This is a genomic window from Agrobacterium leguminum (assembly GCF_005144435.2).
In the GTDB taxonomy this organism is placed as follows: domain Bacteria; phylum Pseudomonadota; class Alphaproteobacteria; order Rhizobiales; family Rhizobiaceae; genus Agrobacterium; species Agrobacterium leguminum.
Genome location: NZ_CP120212.1, coordinates 766760 through 787798, shown reverse-complemented (window position 1 = coordinate 787798; position 21039 = coordinate 766760). Strand labels below are relative to the sequence as shown.

32 protein-coding genes and 1 tRNA gene are annotated in these 21039 nt (G+C 56.9%); 26 read left to right on the top strand and 7 right to left on the bottom strand.

Annotated features, from left to right (window positions below):
- Positions 1-3 precede the first annotated feature (3 nt).
- The 8 genes from CFBP4996_RS18140 to CFBP4996_RS18105 all read left to right on the top strand — a co-directional run bounded on the left by CFBP4996_RS18140 (position 4) and on the right by CFBP4996_RS18105 (position 6152).
- The gene (locus tag CFBP4996_RS18140; protein ID WP_080838176.1) at positions 4-405 is read left to right on the top strand and encodes a hypothetical protein; all 402 of its coding nucleotides are present in this window, start codon (positions 4-6) and stop codon (positions 403-405) included.
- The gene (locus tag CFBP4996_RS18135; RefSeq protein WP_080854301.1) at positions 392-1120 is read left to right on the top strand and encodes a hypothetical protein; all 729 of its coding nucleotides are present in this window, start codon (positions 392-394) and stop codon (positions 1118-1120) included. The genes CFBP4996_RS18140 and CFBP4996_RS18135 overlap by 14 nt, the downstream gene beginning before the upstream one ends.
- A 13-nt stretch (positions 1121-1133) precedes the next feature.
- The gene (locus tag CFBP4996_RS18130; RefSeq protein ID WP_080854302.1) at positions 1134-1316 is read left to right on the top strand and encodes a hypothetical protein; all 183 of its coding nucleotides are present in this window, start codon (positions 1134-1136) and stop codon (positions 1314-1316) included.
- A 4-nt stretch (positions 1317-1320) separates the two neighbouring features.
- Positions 1321-2799, top strand: coding sequence for a hypothetical protein (locus CFBP4996_RS18125; RefSeq protein WP_080854303.1), 1479 nt, complete (start codon positions 1321-1323; stop codon positions 2797-2799).
- Between the two features lie 49 nt (positions 2800-2848).
- Entirely contained in the window at positions 2849-3220 is a 372-nt protein-coding gene (locus CFBP4996_RS18120; protein ID WP_080854304.1) for a phage tail tube protein, read from the top strand.
- Positions 3221-3229: 9 nt separating this feature from the next.
- Positions 3230-3550 carry a hypothetical protein gene (locus CFBP4996_RS18115; RefSeq protein WP_080854305.1) on the top strand — a complete coding sequence of 107 codons (321 nt, stop codon included), beginning with the start codon at positions 3230-3232 and terminating at the stop codon, positions 3548-3550.
- Positions 3551-3674: 124 nt separating this feature from the next.
- On the top strand, positions 3675-4217 hold the full coding sequence (locus CFBP4996_RS18110) for a hypothetical protein (protein WP_279511223.1): 543 nt from the start codon (positions 3675-3677) through the stop codon (positions 4215-4217).
- A gap of 9 nt (positions 4218-4226) precedes the next feature.
- The gene (locus CFBP4996_RS18105) at positions 4227-6152 is read left to right on the top strand and encodes a phage tail tape measure protein (RefSeq protein ID WP_080854307.1); all 1926 of its coding nucleotides are present in this window, start codon (positions 4227-4229) and stop codon (positions 6150-6152) included.
- On the opposite strand, the gene CFBP4996_RS18100 is transcribed toward CFBP4996_RS18105, so the two are convergent.
- Entirely contained in the window at positions 6153-6518 is a 366-nt protein-coding gene (locus CFBP4996_RS18100; RefSeq protein WP_080854308.1) for a hypothetical protein, read from the bottom strand.
- 80 nt (positions 6519-6598) lie between these two features.
- Here CFBP4996_RS18100 and CFBP4996_RS18095 point away from each other — a divergent pair, with 80 nt between their 5' ends.
- The 18 genes from CFBP4996_RS18095 (at position 6599) to CFBP4996_RS18010 (ending at position 18593) form a co-directional block, all read left to right on the top strand.
- The gene (locus CFBP4996_RS18095; protein WP_080854309.1) at positions 6599-7057 is read left to right on the top strand and encodes a DNA circularization N-terminal domain-containing protein; all 459 of its coding nucleotides are present in this window, start codon (positions 6599-6601) and stop codon (positions 7055-7057) included.
- Complete coding sequence (locus tag CFBP4996_RS18090; RefSeq protein WP_080854310.1) at positions 7057-7680, top strand: hypothetical protein; 624 nt, start codon at positions 7057-7059, stop codon at positions 7678-7680. Before CFBP4996_RS18095 ends, CFBP4996_RS18090 begins: the two co-directional genes overlap by 1 nt.
- On the top strand, positions 7680-8744 hold the full coding sequence (locus CFBP4996_RS18085) for a phage baseplate assembly protein (protein ID WP_080854311.1): 1065 nt from the start codon (positions 7680-7682) through the stop codon (positions 8742-8744). Before CFBP4996_RS18090 ends, CFBP4996_RS18085 begins: the two co-directional genes overlap by 1 nt.
- Positions 8741-9160 carry a phage baseplate assembly protein domain-containing protein gene (locus CFBP4996_RS18080; RefSeq protein ID WP_080854312.1) on the top strand — a complete coding sequence of 140 codons (420 nt, stop codon included), beginning with the start codon at positions 8741-8743 and terminating at the stop codon, positions 9158-9160. The genes CFBP4996_RS18085 and CFBP4996_RS18080 overlap by 4 nt, the downstream gene beginning before the upstream one ends.
- A 10-nt stretch (positions 9161-9170) precedes the next feature.
- Entirely contained in the window at positions 9171-9707 is a 537-nt protein-coding gene (locus CFBP4996_RS18075; RefSeq protein WP_080854313.1) for a phage GP46 family protein, read from the top strand.
- Positions 9679-10764 (top strand): baseplate J/gp47 family protein, encoded by a 1086-nt coding sequence (locus CFBP4996_RS18070; protein WP_080854314.1) that lies wholly within the window; start codon positions 9679-9681, stop codon positions 10762-10764. Before CFBP4996_RS18075 ends, CFBP4996_RS18070 begins: the two co-directional genes overlap by 29 nt.
- Complete coding sequence (locus tag CFBP4996_RS18065) at positions 10754-11563, top strand: putative phage tail protein (protein ID WP_080854315.1); 810 nt, start codon at positions 10754-10756, stop codon at positions 11561-11563. Before CFBP4996_RS18070 ends, CFBP4996_RS18065 begins: the two co-directional genes overlap by 11 nt.
- Positions 11564-11591: 28 nt before the next feature.
- The gene (locus CFBP4996_RS18060) at positions 11592-12473 is read left to right on the top strand and encodes a hypothetical protein (RefSeq protein WP_080854316.1); all 882 of its coding nucleotides are present in this window, start codon (positions 11592-11594) and stop codon (positions 12471-12473) included.
- Between the two features lie 10 nt (positions 12474-12483).
- The gene (locus tag CFBP4996_RS18055; protein ID WP_080854317.1) at positions 12484-12852 is read left to right on the top strand and encodes a hypothetical protein; all 369 of its coding nucleotides are present in this window, start codon (positions 12484-12486) and stop codon (positions 12850-12852) included.
- Positions 12853-12925: 73 nt separating this feature from the next.
- Positions 12926-14254, top strand: coding sequence for a hypothetical protein (locus tag CFBP4996_RS18050; RefSeq protein ID WP_080854318.1), 1329 nt, complete (start codon positions 12926-12928; stop codon positions 14252-14254).
- 11 nt (positions 14255-14265) lie between these two features.
- Complete coding sequence (locus CFBP4996_RS18045; RefSeq protein ID WP_162936073.1) at positions 14266-15555, top strand: class I SAM-dependent methyltransferase; 1290 nt, start codon at positions 14266-14268, stop codon at positions 15553-15555.
- A gap of 208 nt (positions 15556-15763) precedes the next feature.
- Positions 15764-16441, top strand: coding sequence for an NlpC/P60 family protein (locus CFBP4996_RS18040; RefSeq protein ID WP_080854320.1), 678 nt, complete (start codon positions 15764-15766; stop codon positions 16439-16441).
- A 1-nt stretch (position 16442) separates the two neighbouring features.
- Positions 16443-16787: a ubiquitination-like system serine protease family protein gene (locus tag CFBP4996_RS18035; protein ID WP_080854321.1), complete on the top strand. Its 345-nt coding sequence runs from the start codon at positions 16443-16445 to the stop codon at positions 16785-16787.
- 23 nt (positions 16788-16810) lie between these two features.
- Positions 16811-17137, top strand: a complete 327-nt coding sequence (locus tag CFBP4996_RS18030) for a hypothetical protein (protein ID WP_080854322.1) — start codon at positions 16811-16813, stop codon at positions 17135-17137.
- Between the two features lie 2 nt (positions 17138-17139).
- Positions 17140-17631, top strand: a complete 492-nt coding sequence (locus tag CFBP4996_RS18025; RefSeq protein WP_080854323.1) for a hypothetical protein — start codon at positions 17140-17142, stop codon at positions 17629-17631.
- A 37-nt stretch (positions 17632-17668) separates the two neighbouring features.
- Positions 17669-17932, top strand: coding sequence for a hypothetical protein (locus CFBP4996_RS18020; protein WP_080854324.1), 264 nt, complete (start codon positions 17669-17671; stop codon positions 17930-17932).
- On the top strand, positions 17929-18117 hold the full coding sequence (locus CFBP4996_RS18015; protein WP_080854325.1) for a hypothetical protein: 189 nt from the start codon (positions 17929-17931) through the stop codon (positions 18115-18117). Before CFBP4996_RS18020 ends, CFBP4996_RS18015 begins: the two co-directional genes overlap by 4 nt.
- Entirely contained in the window at positions 18114-18593 is a 480-nt protein-coding gene (locus CFBP4996_RS18010; RefSeq protein ID WP_137396271.1) for a hypothetical protein, read from the top strand. The genes CFBP4996_RS18015 and CFBP4996_RS18010 overlap by 4 nt, the downstream gene beginning before the upstream one ends.
- A gap of 74 nt (positions 18594-18667) precedes the next feature.
- Here the strand turns inward: CFBP4996_RS18010 and CFBP4996_RS18005 are convergent, their stop codons facing one another.
- The 6 genes from CFBP4996_RS18005 to CFBP4996_RS17980 form a co-directional block, all read right to left on the bottom strand.
- A complete protein-coding gene (locus CFBP4996_RS18005; protein WP_137396270.1) occupies positions 18668-18976 on the bottom strand; it encodes a hypothetical protein in 309 nt (102 codons plus the stop codon).
- Positions 18973-19281, bottom strand: coding sequence for a hypothetical protein (locus CFBP4996_RS18000; RefSeq protein ID WP_080854327.1), 309 nt, complete (start codon positions 19279-19281; stop codon positions 18973-18975). The genes CFBP4996_RS18005 and CFBP4996_RS18000 overlap by 4 nt, the downstream gene beginning before the upstream one ends.
- Before the next feature lies 1 nt (position 19282).
- A complete protein-coding gene (locus CFBP4996_RS17995) occupies positions 19283-19477 on the bottom strand; it encodes a hypothetical protein (protein ID WP_233283567.1) in 195 nt (64 codons plus the stop codon).
- 73 nt (positions 19478-19550) lie between these two features.
- Complete coding sequence (locus CFBP4996_RS17990) at positions 19551-19790, bottom strand: hypothetical protein (RefSeq protein ID WP_080854329.1); 240 nt, start codon at positions 19788-19790, stop codon at positions 19551-19553.
- A 445-nt stretch (positions 19791-20235) separates the two neighbouring features.
- Positions 20236-20535, bottom strand: coding sequence for a hypothetical protein (locus CFBP4996_RS17985; RefSeq protein ID WP_137396269.1), 300 nt, complete (start codon positions 20533-20535; stop codon positions 20236-20238).
- A gap of 289 nt (positions 20536-20824) precedes the next feature.
- Positions 20825-20899: transfer RNA gene (locus CFBP4996_RS17980), tRNA-Gly, on the bottom strand.
- Between the last annotated feature and the right edge of the window lie 140 nt (positions 20900-21039).

Here is a 21039-nt window from a genome sequence, read left to right as displayed (position 1 = left end):
GCAATGGTTGACTGGGAAGCCGCACGGGCCTTCACGGAAGCCGCCTGTGCGGCGACCTTCGACACGAAGCCCGGACGCCTGATCGGAAGGCGACCGGGCGCCACCGTCAATCACTCCGAACAGGATGATCCGGCGCGCGCGCCGTTTGATTTCCTGTGTTCCGTCGATCTTGAGCCGACGGGCGACATCATCAGGCGATATCCGTCTGCTGATCCGCAATCAGGTAATGGCGTTGTTTCTTATGATGCCGTCATTACGGCGCATGTCGGATCATGGCCATGGTCGCCCAGGATGGGCGATCATATCGTGGTTGGCAACAAGACCTGGCGCGTCGAGGCCTCGCGCAAGGACGGATCAAACAGGCCAGCGTGGTTCGTTTCGGAGGTGAGGAATGTTGGCGGCTGAAGCTGTAAGGCTGGTGGCGATCGAGCTTCTGAGACCGAGCGATGTTCCGGAAGGCGGGGATTTCCCGACGTTGGCCGGCGCGCGCGTCTTTGACAGTCGCGGGCCTACCTTGACCGAGATTGATCAGGAGCGGAAATACACGCCGGTTCTTTCGGTCTACACGCAAAAAAGCAGCGTGGACGCCGCCGGTGTAGTTTCTGGTTTCGATGACACCGAAGCCACCGTATCGCTGCTCGTTATGGCGGAGCTTGCGGTCATCACCCGGGAAGGCGGCACGGACTATGTCGACGCGATGACGGCAGGCACCGATGTCGAGGCGAGACTCGTTCTCGCTGCCCTGGTGGCGCAGGTTCGGCGCCGTCTCGAATTCAGCGCGGACGGAGCACCATGGAGAAAGCTCGTCAAGCAGGTTTTGCGCGTTGACGAAGAGACCCACGCCGTTCCTGAATTCGGCCTTCGCTGGCAGCGGATTTTCTGCACCTATAACCTCGCAATCGGCGATGACGATTTCGACATGAGCCGCCCCGGCCTTCCAGAGCCGCTCGGGTCGGTTGCGGCAGCATTGCCCGACGGCAGTTACGCAAAGCAGAAGCTTGCCGAACTGGCAGCCTGTTTTGCGGCTGAAAACCCGGATCAGCTGACCATGATACATGGTGAGACGGCTGGACCCGGCGGCACCTCGCTTGAAACAGGTCGTGACGATCTGACCCCCTGACCGGAGATTTCCAATGTTCAAGACTTATGTGGCGGCCGAAGGGCGCGCCATCCCCGGCGGCTGGCCGGAAGGTGGTCGCCCCATCGATCCGCTTTCGCGCCAGCATCGTCGCATGATCGAGACCGGTGACCTGGTCGAAAAAGAACAGGTCGAGGAAAAGCCGGCCGAACCCGTAAAACCGTCCAGGAAGGATTGATCCGATGGTGAACAACATTCCCGACAATATCGTCGCACCGCTGCTCGCCTTCGACATCGAGTCCGGTGGACAGTTCTCATCCGAACTGAACGAAATCCTGCTCGGCTTCGGCACTGCCGGCGCCGCGCTTGCTGAAGGCGAGATCGCCATCTGCAGCACCGTCAATGAGGCCCGTCGTCTCGCCGGTCGCGGCTCGATGCTGGAAAGCATGTTCATTCGCGCCCGCAAGAATGCGCCCGCACAGATTATCTATCTTGGTCGCGTCGCCGATACCGGCACGGCGGAAATCCGGACGCTGACAGTCGGGGTTATCCCTGCCGCCGGCGGGCAGGCTGTGGTTCAGATCGCTGGCGAAAGCGTATCGATCGACATCGCAGCCGGGGCTTCGGCGAACGATACGGCCTCGGCTCTTGCGGCGGCGATCAATGCCTATTTCAATCCGCTCACCAAGAAGAGCCTGCCTTTCACTGCGACGGTGGCGACGAACGTTGTCACGCTGACGGCACGCCACAAGGGCGCTTACGCGGGCAGGCTCGATATTTTCATTCCCATTCTGGAAGGCGGCAACGTCTTTACCAGCGCCAACCTGACGGCGGCCACGACGACGGCAGGAGCGGGCAACCCCGATCTCTCCGCAATCCTCGCCGCGATGGGTGACGATCCTTTCGAAGCGATCGTTTCCGCGTTCAGCGATGATGCTGCCGTGGCGTTGCTCGATGCGTTCGTGACATCGCGCTGGGGATATGATCAGCAGCTTTATGGCCACGCGTTCTATCCTTTTACCGGCACGGACAGCCAGGTGAATGCGAAGGGTCTGGCGCGCGACACATGGCATCTGTCATTGATCCCGATCCTTTCGGGCGGCGGCAATGGCACTCCGGATTACGAGGCGGTCAGCGCCATCGTGTCACGGGCGCTGCCCATGCTCGGCTCCGGCTCCGATGGCCGCGTTTCCGCAAACCAGTCCGGTCTTGTCGTTAGTGGCGTCATTGCCCCCCGTGATCGCAATTACTGGCCGGATTACCCGACCCGCAATGCATGGCTCCAGAACGGTGTTTCGGCATGGAAGGTGGATCGCAGCGGCGACGTGATCATCGACAAGATCATCACCCAGCAGCAGACGACGAACGGTGTTCCGGATACAGCTCTGCGCGACATTCAGGCGGTCTATCAGCTGACCTATGCCCTGAAATTCATCCGCGCGCAGCTGGCTTACGAACATTCCAACAAGGCCATCGCCGATGACAACCCGGCCAATCTGCCGACCCTTGTCACGGTGCTCGATATCAAGGCGACGCTGGTGCATGCCTGCATCGACCTTTCGCGGCGCGGCGTTCTGGAGTTTGGCAACGATATCGCGGCGCAGATCACGGTCACCCGCAATCTCGATAATCCGAACCGGGTGGACATCGTTCTGCCGATGGATCGCGTCAACCCGCTCGATATCTTCGCCGGCCTTGCCCGCGTTTACGCTCAGCTTTGAGGCGGTCTCCGCCTCTTCCTCTTTTTGATCTTTTCTGCGGAGAACACCCATGGCAGGCAATGATTTTGGCGGGCGTATGACCGCCCGTCTCGCGAGCGGCTCCCTTCTGTCGTTGCGTGGCAATTTTACCGTGATGTCGGCAGGTCAATCGAATGAAGCCATCACCAACCAGGACGGCTCGACGGACCGCGTCGGCACGCCGACCGCGCCGCGCGCTGAGGTGACGTTCAAGGACGCCAGCGATGTCGATTTCAACGCGTTGATGACGGCGCCACGGCAGAATTTCACGGTGCACGAGGAGTTTACCGGCGTGACGCATTATTTCTTCAATGCGTTTTTCAGCGGTGAGCCGAGCTCGAACCGGCTTAACGGTGAATTGTCCGGTCTCCAGATCGTCGCCGAAGCCTACCGGCGCGGATAAGGGGCGGTCATGGCAGAGAGGATCATCCCGCTTTCCCGGAAATATGAGTTTTTGGGAGTGCAGCCATTCTCGGAAGTTCGGCTTCGGGCACCGACATACAAAGAAATTTACATGGACGGAATCGGCGAGCCGCGTGAGACGCACGTGGTCGCAGGCCAGCCTATGGTCGTCACTCACTATGAGGCAATCGACCGCCACCTCCTGAATGTATGCCTGTCGCCATCCTATGACGCACTTTCGGTACTGGAGGCGCATGACGCAATCGAGGTCGCTGAGGCTGTCTGCGATTTTTTTATACGGCAGCCGGAGTTGTCGACGCCGTCGACCTGATGGTGTTCCAACTCGGCTGGGACCCGATGCGGGTGCAGGAAATGACTGCCGCTGAAATCGCGCACTGGTGTAATCGTGCTGTTATTTTTGCCGAACGAAAACGGAGCCGGTCATGAGACTGGAAATGAACAGCAAGGATTTCGAAGAGCTGGAGCGCGCGTTTCGTCGCCTCCCTGGCGAAATCCGGACCAAGGCGATGCGCAGGGCGATGACACGCCTTGCACAAACGGCCCGGACAAGGATCGTTGCCCGTCTCGGGCCGCACACGCAGATGCCGCGCGATGTTGTGGCTTCATTGACCACGGCTCATTTCAACGCTGGCGGCAACACCTCGAAGGTTGTCGCCGAGTCCGGATGGATACCGTTGCAGCGCCTTGGCGCCGTCCAGAATGCATCCGGTGTTTATGCAAAACTTCGCGGCTCGTATCGGCATGCCTTCATTGCCGCCATGAAAAGCGGGCATGTCGGTGCGTTTCGTCGGGTGCCTGGCACACAGATGGCATCTGCAACCGGCAAGCGCGAGCAGATCCGGGAACTGTTTGCCGCTAACCCGGCTCACGCCATTACCAACAACCCGGATGTCTATCTCGATGTCCTCGCTGGCGTGATCGAAGATTACTTCTTTCCCCGCGTCGTTCACGAAATCGAACGGCTTTTACCTCGATAGGATGCATCCATGGCCAATCGGAAAATCCGTGCAGAGCTTGAAATCGATGGCAAGGACAGTACCAGTCCTGCTTTCCGCTCTGTTGCGACCCGCATGGGCCAGATCGAGCGTCAGATGTCGCGGTTCAACAAGACTGCTTCGGATTTCGATCGCAAGGTCGCTTCCATCAATCGCCATTCCGCAGGTATGCAGCGCGCAGCCGAAGGCTTCAACAAGGCCGGGGCGATGCTGCGGACTGGCATTGCCGGTTACGGTGCATATGAGGTCGGGCGCGCCATTGCTGGAACGGTAAAGGATTTCGCGGCACTTGAACGCCAGATGACCCGTATCGGCATCACGGCCGATGCGTCTGCAGCGCAGACGAAAGAGGCTTTCGCGCAAGCGCAGCAGATCGCCAAGGATCTAAATTACGACAGCGTGCAGCCCGCCATCGAGGCAATCGATACTATCGTCGCGTCAGGTAAATCACTGGATGAAGCCATGGCGTTTCTCCCGTCCGTCCTCGCCACGGCGCAGGCGACGGGTGCGGCAACGCAGGATATTGCCAACACCGGGCTCAAGGCGGCTGACGCCCTGAAGATCGAAACGAAGAACATGCAGCGCGCCTTTGACATCATGGTCATGGGCGGTAAGGCCGGCCAGTTCGAACTGAAGGATATGGCGCAATACATACCTGGTCTCGCTAACAGCTTCGCCACACTCGGATACAAGGGTGAGGATGGCCTTAAAAAGCTCGTCGCCATCCTCCAGACAATCCGCGAAGACACCGGCGATGCGAGCAGCGCTGCCACCCAGGCGCAGAACATCTTCGGCAAGATGTATTCCGAAGAAACCGGGAAAAAGTTCGCGAAATTCGGTATTGATCTGCGCAAGGAAATGGAGGCGGCACAAAAGGCTGGTGAAGATGCCGTTAGCGCATTCATCAGGCTCTCGCAGGAAGCGATCAAGGGTGACCTCTCAAAGCTTCCGTTGTTGTTCAGCGATCAGGAATTCCGCCTCGGCATGCAGTCTCTGATGACCAGCAGCGACAGCCTCAAGAAATTCATCGATACGATGAATTCTGCGGAAGTTGATGGAACTGTGTTCCGCGACGTGAACCGTGTATTTGCGGATACTCAGGCGTCGATCGACAGAATGTCGAATAGCTGGGAAAAGCTCAAAACGTCTCTCGGGGAGAGCGTAGCTCCTGTAGTTACACCTCTTATGGATGGAGGCGTGAAGCAGATCGATCGCTACAACGCCCGCCAGCGCGGCGCAGAGAAGCGCGGCTGGGGATGGTTCCGCCGTAACCTTGGGGTGATATCCTCCACTGAGGAGATGGATCTCGCATATGAGGGCGGCTACCGCGACGAGAAGTTTCTCGGCGAATATTGGGCATCCAGGTACGGCGCCGGGAAAGATGACACTCGTCGACCGCGTGCGTCAAACGGTCGGCAGGGAAGGCCGGTAGTCATGGCAGACTTCCCCGGTGGTGGGACTGGTGCCATACCAGTGCCACGTAACAAGCCCTCAAATCTTCCTCCGATGCGAAGCCTTCCGTCGGGCGTCCCACCGGAGCTCCGTGTTGGAGCTGTTCCTAAAGTCCCAAATTTCGGTTTCGGAAAGATATCGATGCCGTCGCAGGAGGAGTTCAAGAACGCTCTCCGTATCGATATCGATAGCCTGAAGGACTCCGGCCATGAGGCAGGGCAAAAGGTTGCCGAAGGAGGGCGCGAAGCAGGTAAGGCTGTAGAAGACAGTGCCGCGTTTCTCAAAGTGGCAGGTGTGGATGTCGGCGCTCAAATCAGCGCCGCAGCTGAAAGGTTGCTAGAGGCGGCGCGAAGCTTCAATCGTATGCAGGCGTCGGCGACATCATTACCGAGACCGTCCGTCAACGCGGATACAGGAAGGACATTTCCTCCTGAGATCAGCAAGCCCACCGGCGGTGGGTGGTGACTACGGTGATCTTGTCTCTACGATGCTTTCGATCCTGCATGTAGTTTGGACCGCAGCCTCATCGAAGCTGATAGATTCGGATGCAACTTCTTGTCGGGGCGGCACAGCGTTTGCCGCTCCGTTTGTCACTCCCAAGATCCCGTTATTCGCGTCGAAGAGCGTGCAGGCGTAGTTCGCGTTAAATGGTTTGTCTGTACGATTTTCGATCGAAACCACGACCACGTTTCGTTTTTTTGAGACTGATTTTATCTTCAGGGCTTTTATCGCCGCGCCGTCGGTAAAAGAGAAGTCCGTCGGGTTTGTGTCTTGCACAAAGGCGACTGTTGGGCTGGCAATCAAAGCGGCTGCAAAAATCAATCGTTTCATGAACTGGGCTCCTCGTTGGCTGGTATTGAAACATTCGAATTAATGAATGTCGAGATTTCTAATTTTGGGGTGGTTTTCAAATGCGAGACTGGGCATCGACGCTCCGGCCAGCCAGTTTCCGTGGTGTCCGGTTCTGGGTGGACTATGAAGACCTGACTGGTGGAAAGCGATTGGCGCGGCATGAATATGCCGGTGGTCGAAGGACGCGCATGGAGGAGATGGGCCTGAAGACGCCATCCTTCAGCGTGACAGCCTATCTGCTCGGCGACACCAGCGACGTTTCTGCGACCCTGCTTTCGACGGCCTGCACGGCTGCGGGGCCGGGCCGACTGGTTTTACCGATCGATGCCGGTCAGTTGGCCTATATCGAGGATTTTCACCGCTCGCGTGAACGGGATCGTCGCGGATACATCGCATTCGATTTCGTCGCCATACCGGCGTCTGGCGAAATCCTGCCGCTGCTCGGCATTGTGGATGTTGATACCGCCTTCCTCGGTCTGGTTTCTGATGCCGCTTCTGCGTTCGGGAGGTTGTTCTGATGTCTGCTGATAAAAAGGCCATATGTGATTGGCTCGGCAGTCTCGGCGCAACGTTGGTGACCGACGCGCTTGACGCTGACGACATGGCATCGCGGCTGGATGCCGCGCCTGCTTTGGACGCTGATGCGTTTGCGCTGGAAAGCCTTTCGTTGATGCGGGTGATCGCCGAGAGCGTGAATTCACCTTCCGGTTTTGACACGTTGCGCATCGCGCAGTTTGAAGCGGCCGAAACCGCCAATGCCGCCGCAGTGCTTCTTGCTGTCGGGCTTGCCGTCGCCGGTGGGCGGGCGGATTGGATTTCCCGACCGCAGGCACGGGCCGGACGCGACCGGATAGCCTCGGCGGGTGATGCTGCGCTGGCGGTCGTTTCTACAATGGGTGCGGATGGTGTCGACCTTTACCTCTGGCTTTCTCGTCTGGTTAGTATCGCTGTGCGTCTGGTGTCGGATCAGGCGGCGGATGCGGTTCCAGTGGTGAGGGTCGAGACCGGCATATCGCTGCCTTCGACGTTCCTGGCATACCAGCTTTACGGTGACGCCGGCAGGGCCGAAAACCTTGTCGAGATCGCCGGCGTTTCCACCCCGATGCTCATGCCATCGGCCTTCAATGCATTGGAGAAATAATGCAGGCGCTTTCGACCGGACCTTTTGAGACGGTTGTGTGTGAGGGGCTGCCGCCGATCATCCGCATCAATATCAAGGTGTCGGCGGAGGAGGCGGCGCGAAGCGCCCAGGCTGATTTCGTCATCACTGGCAGCGGTTTGCCAGTCGCGCCGGGTGATATGGTCAAGATCACCGCAAGCGGCGATCTGATGCTGACAGGATATGTTCGCGATGTCGACACGGGTTACGATGAAGAGAGCAGGGCGCTTTCTTGCGGGATGGTTTCGCGTACCGTTGACTATATCGAATGCTCTGCTGAGCACCCGAGTGGTGAAATTCTCGACAAAAGCCTTGCAGATATTGCCCGCGAACTCGACAGCCACGGAATCGGTATCGAGACAGACGGAAGCGATCTTCCGAAAGAGGCTCGCCATAAACTCATGGTGGGGGAGAGCGCCTTTTCCAGCATCGAGCGGCGCTCGCGCGGCCGGGGTGCTCTGATCCACGATACGCCGGAAGGCCGGATCAAGATTGCCACGAAGCCCGCAGGCAAGCACGCGGGGAAACTGCAAAGGGGCGTGAACATCCTTCCGGGATCAAGCGCCAGTTTGACCGAAAAGGGCCGCTACAGCGATGTGAAGGTGCGCGGTCAGGCGACCGAAGGCACCGACAAACAGCAGCTGCGCGGCCAGTCTTCAGCAAAAGACAGTGGCGTTAGACGGAAGCGCACCCTGATTATCCCGCACGAGGGTGAAACTTCGACAGGTCGCCTGAAAAAACGGGCGGCGTATCACGTTCGCCGAACCGCCGGGAACGGCACCACGGCAAACATCATCGTCAGCGGATGGCGCGACGAAGCCGGCAAACTCTGGCAGCCCAATTATCTCGTCTATGTCGAAGATGACTGGCTGGGCCTTGAGGGCTGGATGGTCATCAAGGATATCGACTTTGAGCAGGGCGAGATGACGAAGGCGACATTGTCGCTCGCGGATCCTCGTGCACTTGGCGGCGAAAATCCGCGTGGCAAGACGGCGTCAGGCTATTCCGCTGCGGCGGTCAATGAAGGGGACTTTGAGGACGAATGAGCGGTTTCGTGCGTTTCGACTTCGATGGTCGTCTTGAGGAAAAGGGCGGGCAGCAATTTGTTTCCGGGCGGGGCATGTTTAATGACGGATACACCCGTATCCATCGCCCGGAGCCGCATGGCTTCGCCTCGTCACCGCCTGCCGGTTCGAAGGGTCTCTTATTGCAGTCTCCGGGGGATCCGGATTTCGCGGTTGTGCTGGGGTTGGAACATCCCGGTCACAGGCCAGCCAATCTTCCGGGCGGTGGCACTGCCATCTACGACGCGAGTGGAAACATCATCAGTCTGGTCGGCAGCAAAATCCGCCTTGTCGCTCCCACTTTCGAATTCGTGGGGAATGTTGAGGTGCATGGCAATATCCACGCGACCGGCTCTATCATCGATGAAGGTGGCAATACGGCCAACCACTCCCATTAAAGGATAGACGATGCTTCGCATCATACCTCTTGATGAGGCGGATGAAACCTATCGTTCGCCCGATCTCGGTTGGGATGGCCTTATCGGCGATCTACTTCTGAATAATCTTGGCCACTCGACAGCGCCTGGTGATTTCCGGGCGGAACAGGGACTGGCGACGCAGGTGTTGATCCTGCTGATGACGGATCGCCGTGTCGAGGACAGCGAACTGCGCGACGGCGAGCAGAACCGGGGATGGCTGGGCGACAGCTTCGATCGTCTCGATGGCGAAGACGTTCTCGGTTCGAGGCTGTGGCTGCTGACGCGACGATCGATCTATGACGGCATCGAGGTGGATGCGCAGGACTATGCGCGCGAAGCCCTTGAGCCACTCGTTACGCAGGGCGCCGTCGCGAGCGTCGACGCTGTCGCTACTACGAACCGCGCAGAAAACCGCCTTGATCTCGCCATCTTGCTGTACGGGCGGGATGGCGAGGCGATCTATAACCAGAAATTCGGATTGTTGTGGAGACAGATAGATGGCGTGGAATATCCGCTCGCTGGATGATGCCTCGGCTGCAGTGCGCGGCGCATTCCGCCGCTACCTGCCGGGAACGGATACCGCGCTCAAGAATAATTTCGTGACGATCGTCGCCAAGGTGCTTGCGGCGCTCTCCTATGAATTCGAACTGCGCATGGGGTGGCTGTCAAAGCAGATACTGCTTTCCACGTCGACGAACCTTGCGTGGATCAAGCTGCATGCTGCCGAAGTCGGCATCTATCAGCGGACAGCTGTCGCCGCCTCCGGTGAAATCACGGGGGCTGGCGCGGCGACGACAACATATCCGTCCGGTATCCGGTTCATATCCGGCAATGTCACCTACGTTTCAACTGCGGCCGTCACCTCCGGCGCGGACGGCTCGATGACCGTGCCGGTCACGGCCGAAGTGAAGGGAAGCGTCGGCAACCGCGACAGTGCGGGTTTGCTCTCTCTTGCCGATCCCGGGCTGTACACGACGCTTGGCGCAAACTGGACTGTGGATGATGACGGCCTTGGCGGCGGTGCGGATGCGGAAGATGCCGATAGCTTGAAAGAGCGGGCTTTGCAGCGCAAGCGCAATCCTCCTGGTGGTGGCACGCTGACGGATTATGAGCGCATCGCCATGAGCGTTTCCGGGGTGCTGAAGGCCTGGGCCTTCCGTGTTCCTAATTCTCCGGGCGGCGTTGTCGTCCATTTCCTGTTCGGTGGCCGCGACGACAATATCCCTATCGCCTCGGATGTCGAAGCGGTGCAAGCTGCGATCGATGCGCAACGACTGATCCGGGTGGATGACAGTGTCGCAACGGCTCCGGTGCCACGGCCTGTTGATGTAACCATTACGGGATTGTCCGGCGACACCACGGAAATCCGCGGTGCGATCGAAAGCGGCATCGCAGCAATGTATATCGTCAGATGCCGCCCAGGGTTGGATGGTGACACGTTCACTATATCGCGCAGTTGGTATTCCGAAGTCATATCGGGCGTGACGGGAGAAGATCGGCATACGCTGGTCGAGCCGGCCGCCGATATTGTGCTGACAGGCGGGCAGTTTCCTGTGAACGGAGAGTTTGATTATGGCTCGTGACCCCGGCGTCAATACGAGGACGACGACGGCGAGCGCGAGCGCGGCGACGGACAGCACCCCGTTTGCATGGGACAATCTCTCCTCTCCTGCAAATGACGACCTGATAGGGGGCGCAGTCTCCCTGTGGCCCCCGGGTGCTGCCTTCGGTACGCCGGACGGACAGGCGCTTTCCCTGTCCAGCCTTCTTGCCCGTTTCACGCGAGTTCTCGTTTCGCCGTTCGAGTGGCTTTATGCGAGGGGCTACAGGCTGGTTTCGGAAAGCACGGTCTTCGGCGTCAGCGAGATGCTGGCGGATTGGGAGGCGGAATACGGGCTTCCTGACGCCTGCGGGGTGGGGGACGACAGTGTTTCTGGTCGCATCCGCGCGCTTGAGGCGAAGCTAATGGCCGCTGCGGTTATAACACCTTCGGACTTTATTCGGCTCGCAGCGTCCTACGGGTTTTCGATCATAATTGAGGAGCCTGCCGTATTCGAGTGCGGGTTCTCCGAATGTGGTGGCGAACATACGGTCGGCGACGTCGCTCAGGAGGTTTACTGGAGTGTTCATATCGAAAACCTCGCGGTTGATTACTTCACGTGCGGGGAGAGTGAATGCGGATATGATCCTCTGTTTTCTCTGGGAGCATCCGAACGGCTTCTTTGCCTGCTGAGGCAGCATGCACCAGCGTGGACACTCCCTATTCCGACGCTGAGCGGTGGTGCCGATTTTATCCTGACCTACTACGACGGCGACGGGAATGGCTTTCTTGTCACCTTCACCGACGATGACGATGAGGCGACGATATTGCTCGCTGACTGATCTGTTTCTGGCTTCCTTGGAGACCCTCATGAAATATCATCCACCGTTCGGATCGACCGATCCAGATGCAGGGTACGTTGATAAGAACGTTCCCGGTGCAATACGTGGGTCGGCCGTTCCTGCTGCTGCGATCGAAATCCCCCAGCGAGAAATCGTCGACCTTATCATTAAATCGGGGCTCGCGCCGTCCGATGACAATCTTCAGTTGGCGCAAGCTGTACAGGCCGGCGCTGTCAATTATGTTGATGGCGGTGGAACTGCCAACGCGCTGACAGCGGCTTTGTCGCCAGCGCCGGTCGCGCTGTCTCCAGGGCTGGTAATTCGCGTGAAGCCCTCCTTGACCAATACGGCCAAGGGACCAACGATCAACGTTAACGGTCTCGGCGCGAAGCCTATCGTCTACGCCGATGGGATCGGTGTTTCAGACGGCGAGATGGTCTCTGGTCGCATTGCGGAATTGGTCTATAACGGAACGAATTTCGTGCTGTCCAATCCATGGACGGCAATTCTTCGCCTGTCTCCCCGTGCCGCGCGACAGACGCGCGCTTTCACTCCTGGTACTGCGCTGACTGATGTGACTTACAACGTCGAGACCGTGGTACAGACCATTGCTGTAACTGGGACGACCTATCTGGATTGCGTCGCCTATGTTGCATTCAGAAATACGGATGCGGCGCTTGGAAATATTATTGGCTACATGAAGCTGCGGCAAGGATCGACCGTGATCTCCACGTCGGACTATCTCGGTTGCGTCAACAACGGCGGGTTGCAGACGTCAATCACGCTGCGCGAGCGGTTCTATGGGCTTGATCCATCGCTAAGCTATACAGCTCAACTGGTTGTCATGAAGAACACCGCTGTCGGGCCATACAACGTTGTCGATCCTCGTATCCTCGCACTGCATGAATAAGGGTATTACCATGATTTTCTACAGACTGGATTTGAATGGCGCCGTATCCTACGGGGAGGGATATCTGTTGCCCGACGGGGCCGAAGAGCTATCTGAGCAGGACTACACCAATGCGCTGGAGGTGGCGAAATCCATACCTTTCGAACTTCCGTCCGTGACTGTGCTGTATCCTGTCGACCTGTGGTCTCGCCTCACGGATGAAGAGGCCGATGAAGTCGAGATGGCCATGTCTCGGCAGTCGGCACGCGTCCAGAATATTTTCCGCTCCGCCTCCTCCTATCGCAGTGATCATTCTCTTTGGGAGTTACTGGAAACCACCGCGACGACGCTTTTCGGAGAAGAGCGTGCGGCGGAAATTCTGGCGCCATCCAACCGGTAACACCGGCCCCTAAAAATCCCCGAATTGATCACCGGCTTATGGCCGGTTTTTTCATGGCTGAATGGAGTCTCGAATGACTGTTCCTTTGGACAGACAGAAGAACATTGCAGACGTCGCGCCCCGGGTCCGCCAGCAACTAGGTCTTGGTAGTGCGGCAACGCAGGGTACTGATAATTTTGCCACTGCCGCGCAGGGCGTGAAGGCCGACAACGCATTCCCGCGTGACGAATATGCTATCTTCGACACGGTCGTTGATATGCCCGACATTGAAGTTCTGCCTAGTATCGACTTCATCCGCGTGAATGGTTATTATGCGGCGGGCGATGGCGGCGGCGGTAGCTATGTCAGGACAGAAAATGAGCCAATGCATGCCGGGAAGTTTCAGACGGCTGACGGGAGTTGGTGGGAACTGGCGCTGTCATCCTTGAATTTTCAAGGAAAGGATGTTCTTCCGGCTGTTGGTGTTGCTTACATTATCGATCAAACTTATCAGATAGATGCAGCTGACGAGAATTATATTCTTAACGGAGGCTTTAACGTGTGGCATGAAGGCTACATGCCAACGTCTCTCTCAGAGAATACCAATGCTATGATTCTCGCGCAGTGGAGGGCTGAAACCGTTGGAACCGGGACGTCGATAAACTCCATACAGAAAATATCCGGCGCTTCGGGCGGGTTACGGTTCAATGCTGTTTTTGGTGTTGGAAATGGACTGGCCTATGTGCGGCAAAATATTCTAGGAGTTAGGCAGTTCAGTGGAAAACAATTTACATCTGTCATTGACATAGAGGTCGATGTGGCATGTGTCATGGATTTTTATGTCAGGATGAGGATTAATGCATCGGATGCTTCTGTTGATAGGCCGCTGGTCGTAGATACTAATGAGTTGGCTATCTCTCCAGGGAGAAAGCTTGTTGCGGTCACATTCAACTGCCCGGATGTCAGTAGCTACATTGGGGTGGAAAATTTCCAGAACAGCCTCGAATATGCTTTTAGGATTCAGGGATCCAGTAAAACGGTCAATGTTAAGGTTTACGGCGCTACGGTCACGTCCGGAAGGAAGCTTCGGGCGCCAACGAGGGCGACATATATTGAGACATTAACGGGCGAGGATGCATGTTTTGAGGTTGGTGTAGCGCAGATCAATGGCTTTACAGCATCCTCTGGGCAGAAGCGTCTTTTCACGCAATACCGCAGCAAAAAAATCCGCACTCCGGCTGTCACAGTTTATGATATGGCGGGCACGGCTGGGCGAGTATCGACCTATGATTCCGCTGGGACGCGCACGGATGGCGTTGCCCCAAGTTCAGTCATCAGCGATGACTTTGGGGTTGGTGTAGTGTTGATAACCAGCACTGCTTGCGGTATCGCCTTTCGCTACGCGGCAAACGCATATCCTTAATGGAGGGCGGCATGGATCGAGCTCATCAAATAAACGCCACAAAACGTTACACGGAAGATGACCTTGATCTTCTCGGCCGAACGTTTGAGGAAACAGACCTTCGCGCCGGAACTGCATGGGATATGCTAAAGCATTCCAGTATGGAATTGCCGGACTGGTTCAAAACAAATCTCGATCCATTTTCTGACGAGTACGAAGCGCAGCAGCTCAGGATGTGGCAAGCAATCTCCGGTCGAGGACGAAACTATGATCCTGAGGTCGACGAGTTAGAGGTTATTGGGCCGGGCGTCGACGCCGTAAGATTTCCAGCATTTTACGTCGCACGTCATCCTGGGGCCGTGCAGAATGCCGGCAATCACCTCATAGCTATGGGATCGATTCTCCAGCACTCAGGCTTGAAGGCAGGGGACTGGGCTTTGGAGTATGGCGCTGGCTTCGGCCAGACCGCATTGGCTCTTTCGCGCTTGGGCGTGAACGTTGACACTGTAGATATTTCCAAGAATTTCTGCGGATACGTCAAGGAGAATGCCGAGTTTTTCGGAACGAGCTTAACCCCACATGTCGGCACGTTTGCTGACCTTCCTCGCGGGAGGGATCATTTCTATGATCTCATATATTTCTACAAGGCGTTTCATCACTGCCTGAACTTCAGGCATCTGATTAAAACGATAAAATCGGTCCTCCGTCCGAAGACCGGCCGGATTATTCTCTGTGCTGAACCTATATTCGCTGATCCGACGCCGGCAGTGCCATACCCTTGGGGTTTTCGTCTTGATAGCGAGACCACGTCAGTTACCCGCAGCCGCGGTTGGTTGGAACTTGGATTTGATCAAAAGTTTATAGTCAACCTGTTCCAATCGAACGGTTTCAAGGTTCGTCATATCCCATGCCCCCAGACTATGTACGGAGAAATTTACGTCATCGAGCACAGAGACGATGTTGTTTCTCTGGGGAACTATTGGCTCGCAAAGAAAGATGCTGAAGGCTGGTATCCGCCGGAAAGCGAAGGGAGGTGGACAAAACAGAACGCCACAATCCCGGTCGATGCGTCCCGGAATTTTAGTGCTCTAACTGTTTCTCTCATCAATCATTTGCCTGTCCAAAAGGTTGTGAGCCTTCGCTGCGGTGATGAGACAAGGAGCGTAACTCTCCAACCTAGTCAGATCGCCGATGTTCGATTCCGTAACAACGGCTCGAGATCTGTAGATGTCTCGGTGGAATGTCATCGACCCACAGAGATATCGTCATCTCCGGACACGCGGCCCCTCGGCATTTTTGTGAGCCATATCCGGTATCTCTGAGGCGGCTTTTAGGGTCCGTCAATCCCTAATATACCCAGCACCCATAACCCACAATTAAGTGGCCTTTGAAAATAAAATGACCCGGCGCCTTCTCAGCAGCGCCGGGTCTTTATCGCGCGCCAGGTTGTAGGGCACGTGAAGATTTTTCATAAGACATGACGCCGACCTGCGGCAACCCAAGAAATCACCCACAATCAGGAGAAAACGCATGGCGACTGTACGCGAGGTACAGCAGCGCCTGATTTCGCTCGGCTATGATGTCGGGCCGTCAGGCGCCGATGGCATTCCCGGCCGCAGCACGACAAAGGCCGTGACGCGGTTTCAGGAGGATAAGAAGCTCTCTATCCTCTATCCCGGCACGATCGGCCCGAAGACGCTCACCGCGCTCGGATTGAACGACAATAAGCCCATGGCTCCACCGTGGGTGACAGAAGCCCGCCGCTTCATTGGCCTGCATGAGGTCAAGAACGCCAAGGTTCTTGATAAGGCCCTTCGCCTCGATGCGAGCGAAATCGCCTGGTGCGGTGCATTCGTCAGCATGGTCATTGCCACGGCGCTGCCAAAGGAGCCGATGCCCGCCAATCCGCTAGGGTCTCGCAACTGGCTGAAGTTCGGCAAGCCGCTGAACGATCCCCAGATCGGCGCAATCGCTGTCTTCTGGCGTGGTTCAAAGGATGGCTGGCAAGGTCACGTTGGTATCGTCGTCGGCCACGACAAGACGCACCTTCATATCCTCGGCGGCAATCAGTCCGATTCGGTCAGCATTGCACGCATCGCGAAAACACGATTGCTCGGCTATCGCTGGCCAGTCACCTATCAGGATGCGCCATATGCCGCTCTGTCGATGACCACGATTTCGGCTTCCGTTACTACCAACGAGGCGTGACATGGCGGCTTTATCAAGCAAGCTTCGCAGCGCCCAAGATGGCGGCATTCTGTTCTGGTGCCCCGGATGTGATGGTGCCCATCAAGTCGGCGTCGGCGAAGGGGCGGGGCCGCGTTGGGAATATAACGGCAACCCAGACGCGCCCACTTTCACGCCGTCCATTCTCGTCAGGGGGACGAGACCGCTCAGCGACGAAGAGATTGAAACAGTGATGACGGGGCAAAGTTTTTCGCCTGTTCCAACGGTTTGCCACTCATTCGTTACCGATGGCCAAATCCATTTTCTGAATGATTGCACCCATTCGCTCGCTGGGCGAACGGTAGACATTCCAGACTTCGATAACTGAACCTCTCCACAAAGGAAACGACCATGAAACGCTTTGCGATCATCGCACTGGCGGCACTTTCGCTCGCCTCTTGCTCGGCCACAACCGGCTCCATCGATACCGGCATCCGCAACAGCCTGCCGCAGGTCTGCTCAGCCGGCGAAACCGCCTTTGCGGTGCTTCAGCCGTTCATTGCAGCCGACAAGCTCAAGCCCAAGACCGCCGCCGCCGCACAGGCGGCCTACCAGAGCCTTCAGGCGCTCTGTGTGAACAAGGAGACGGCAACGCTCGCTTCCACGCTGGTGGCCGCTTCCAGCGCCTATCTGACAATCAGCATCGCTGTCCGTGAAGCGCAGAAGGTGGAGGGCTGACCATGAGGCTCATTTATTGGATCATTGCCTTGGCTCTGGCTCTTGTCTGCCTCGTGGCGTTCTTTTTTGCTCCGGCGTGGGCGCAGGATACCGCGCCGGTCATCGCGCCGTCATCCATCTGGTACGATCTTTGGACGATCGTACAGCCGGTCATTGTCCTTCTGGTTTCCACCATCGGCCCGGCCCTCGTCACATGGCTGAGTGTGCGGTTGATCGCGCTGCTGAAAATTTCCGACGAAAAACAGCGCGTCGAAATCGAGGCTGGGTTACGGGCAGCCCTGCATGAATCGGCGATCAACGCCTTGAAATACGCCGTCACAAAAACCGGGCTGCCGCTAAGTGCGGCCGGGGTTCCGGGGCAGGTTCTTGGTGTTGCTTCGGCCTATGTTATGCAGAAAAACCCGGAAGCGTTGAAGAAGCTCGGCGTCAATGCTTCAGCGCTTCAGGACATCATCATGTCCAAGGTCCCTGATGTGGCAAAAGCGGTCACCTAACCGCTTTTGCCATCAATAATTTACGAGGGGCAGAGAAATGGAACTGTCGAACGAGATCGGCGGCTGGTTTCTGCAGCATGGGCCTTTTGGCGGCTTCGCCCTGCTTATGGTGATTTTCTACATCTATGAGCGGATCGGCCGGGCCAAGGATCGCGAGGCGCATGATGCCCGCATCAAAGAGCTTCAGGACGATCATATCGAGACGCTGAAGACGCTCGCGCCGCTCGTCCAGAAATTCACCGATACCATGGACACGGTGTTGCCAGTCATGGTGTCGAACGGAAACAGGAGGGGCGAATGAGGCTGCTTTCCTGGTGGCGCTTGCCGAAGGTCCAGACCTTACCAGATCCGGAAATCGAAAAAGAGAAGCGCGACCGCAAAGCCGATCTGGCGCAAGCGGTCGTTACATTCGAACGCCGGCGCGATCGCGTCCAGCGTATCGCGGAGGAGGCAGTGGTCAGCATGCAGAAAGGCAGCCGGCGATGAGACGACTTAAAACGAGTGTGGCGGCGTGGTCCGCCCTGATTGCCGTAACCCTGTTCTGGTTTGCCAACATGTTCGTCTCGGCCGATTACATGACCGAGATTTCCTCAAGCCTTGTTCTGGGTGTTGCATTCGCGGTTCTCGTTCGCTGGTTTCGCGATGCCGCCCAAGCGATGCGTTACGGTCGCGCCGGCGCCGACTTCCTGATTGTAGCCGTGTTTTCGATCGTCGGCATCATCTTCTTCCAGCGCGTGTGGGTGATGTTGCTTCGATACCACGAACGTCCGGACTGGATGGTCAACTCGCCCATTAGCGCTTTCGTTGCCTGGATGATGGCGTGGTCCTGTACCCTGGCGCTCGTCGCGCCAGACATTGACAACGGCCACATTCCCCCGCGGAGCCGTATTCTGATTGGCTTCGCTCTCTTCGTGGCCGGTATGGTCTCCGGCGGCAGCATCATGCTGGCGTTGAAACCCTGATCTTTGGCTGGGGTTTTCATTCGCATCGGTCTCGCGTCATAGCCTTCAAGTCGCCTTTAAAAAAGCCGCTCGGTTTACTCCGGGCGGCTTTTTGCGTTTGTGGCGGTCATTCGCTCTGCCAGAACCTTTTTTCTGCGAGCACGCTCGATATCGCGTTGTTTGGCGGCCGGTGAATCTCGTGGCGAGTGATCCGGACTTAGATTGGCCTGTCCCAACCCGTGGCAATACTGGCACCTCCAGCGCCTGTTGATGTAGCTTTGCTCGGAGGGCATTTTTTCTAGATCGACTTTGACGACGCGGTTACATGGGTCGCAGTAGGCCGTTACGGTGTAGCATTCTGCCCACAAATAACCGTAGGTGCCGGGCGTTGGTTCATAGCTCATGGCCAGTCCCTTTTTGCGCGCGCCAGAACGAAACTGTTTTTCTCACGGTTGCCGCAGCCAAGGCACTGCAAGAGCGGCTCCATGGAAATGATCGGGCGAAATTTGCCGTAACGACGCTGTAGCGCCCACCTGTCCAGCATGCCGACGCGTTTGCAGCGCCAGCATTGCGCGCCGACGACATACCATTGCGGTAGATCGGCCAAGGTCGCCGAGTGGTCCCGCTGCGGCACAAAAATACCTGTCGGCTTCGGCGGCATATTGTCGTTGTTGCCGCCGGTAAGATCGATGCCGCGACGATGGCGCATGTCATTTCCGCTCGGCGCTCGGCTTCCATCCTCGTGTGTATCCCCGGCCCATGGCTACGGTGGCGATGGACAGTTGGTTCTGCAGATGGTGGATTTCGTCCAGGAGCGTTCCAACGGCAGCAACGGCATCGCCGTCATGACACTGGATGACATAGGCCGCGATATCGTCCTGCTTTTTGATTGCATTTGAGCGCACGTCTCCAATCTCCTGTTTCAGAGCAGTAAAGCTTTCCCTGTTTTGAAAAGGCGCGCGCCCCCGCGCTGATAAATCAGTCGGGCATCAAGTCGGAAATTTGACCGTGCGAGACTAGCAGGCGAGCGTTCGCCATGTTGCCGCTCTCCTCATCCACGGTCACCGAATATGCCGCAACGCCGATATGGCGAGGCGCCATCGCAGCCGCCATTTTCTCGGCCGATGCTTGGCTGGTTGCGGGTCGCATGTCGCCCGGCACAATGCCCCCGCGTCCCTTTTTAAACTGTACTACGATGATCTTTTCCGCGTCAGACATGTCTCTTGCTCTCTCATTTGTTCTACAAATGTTCTCATTTTAGGAAAGAGTCAACAATCCGCGTCGACAGGATGGCAGCGCACAAACATATTGTTTTAATGGATAGCATCTAAGTTATTGAAAATACTACAGTTGAATTTTTTTCTTTCAGCGCCGGCAAAATTCTATGCTACGAAGCGGCCCAAAATAATTTGGGGGGAATGCTCAAGTCCCTCTCCCGCTACCACTTTCCTTCATATGAAAAATCCATATCGCACCGTTCTGCGCCTGTGTTTCATTGCTTTTCCGAGCCTGAGAAACGATGGATCCGATGGTGCCTGCCGGTAAGTTATGCCCAAAAAAAGGGAAACCCGCTTACTGCCAAAATGCAGCCAGCGGGTCTCAACCTCTACCCCCTCCCACAAGGGCGGCTGCACAAAAGCACATTGAATGAATTATGGCAAGATCAAGGCGACCATATTGTTGCTGTTGATGGCCCTGTTTGCCAGTTTAGTGGCGGATGGCAGAGCGTGACCTGTTCCGTGTGCCGTTCGTAAGGGGAGCGATAGGACACGACATTTTCGGTGCAGCGCATTTCTGCGGAATTGGAATAGGTATTTTCGATCCGCCGCGGTTGATGATGTGTTTTGTGCGGCAAAACCCGTTCCTCACGATAAACCGTCATATCGGCGGCAGGCGATGTGCCTGATATTGACAAGGTGGCGACTGCGGCAATCAAGAGAATTCTTCCAGGATGTGCGGACATGGCTCTTCCCCGCGTTGAACAACGCAGGAGAACGTGCTTTGCACATAAGCTGTTCCAGCGACACCGGCAAAAAAATGCCCGCTCATGGCGGGCAATCAGAGGGGAACTGAGGTTAGGAGCCTCGGGTCTGAAACGGACATCTTCCGGATAAGTTCCGCTTGCGGAATAATTTCCGTCGCGACTTGCCGACAGGGGGCGGCGCAGGCCGAGTCTCAAGCCGCGCGACACGGAACGATGCGACGCGCGCGAACAGGGATACTTTGATGGCGATTCTATCTTTAGAGAAATTTGGAGCGGGCGAAGGGATTTGAACCCTCGACCCCAACCTTGGCAAGGTTGTGCTCTACCCCTGAGCTACACCCGCTCAAATCCACCGGTCCGGGGTAGTTCGCTGAACCGTGGGCCGCCAAGCGGCGACGGGCGCTATATCGCTCAATCGATTTTGGAATGCAACAGGGAAATGACAAAAACGCGAAAATTTCTTTGAGAAATGCGACAAGCGGC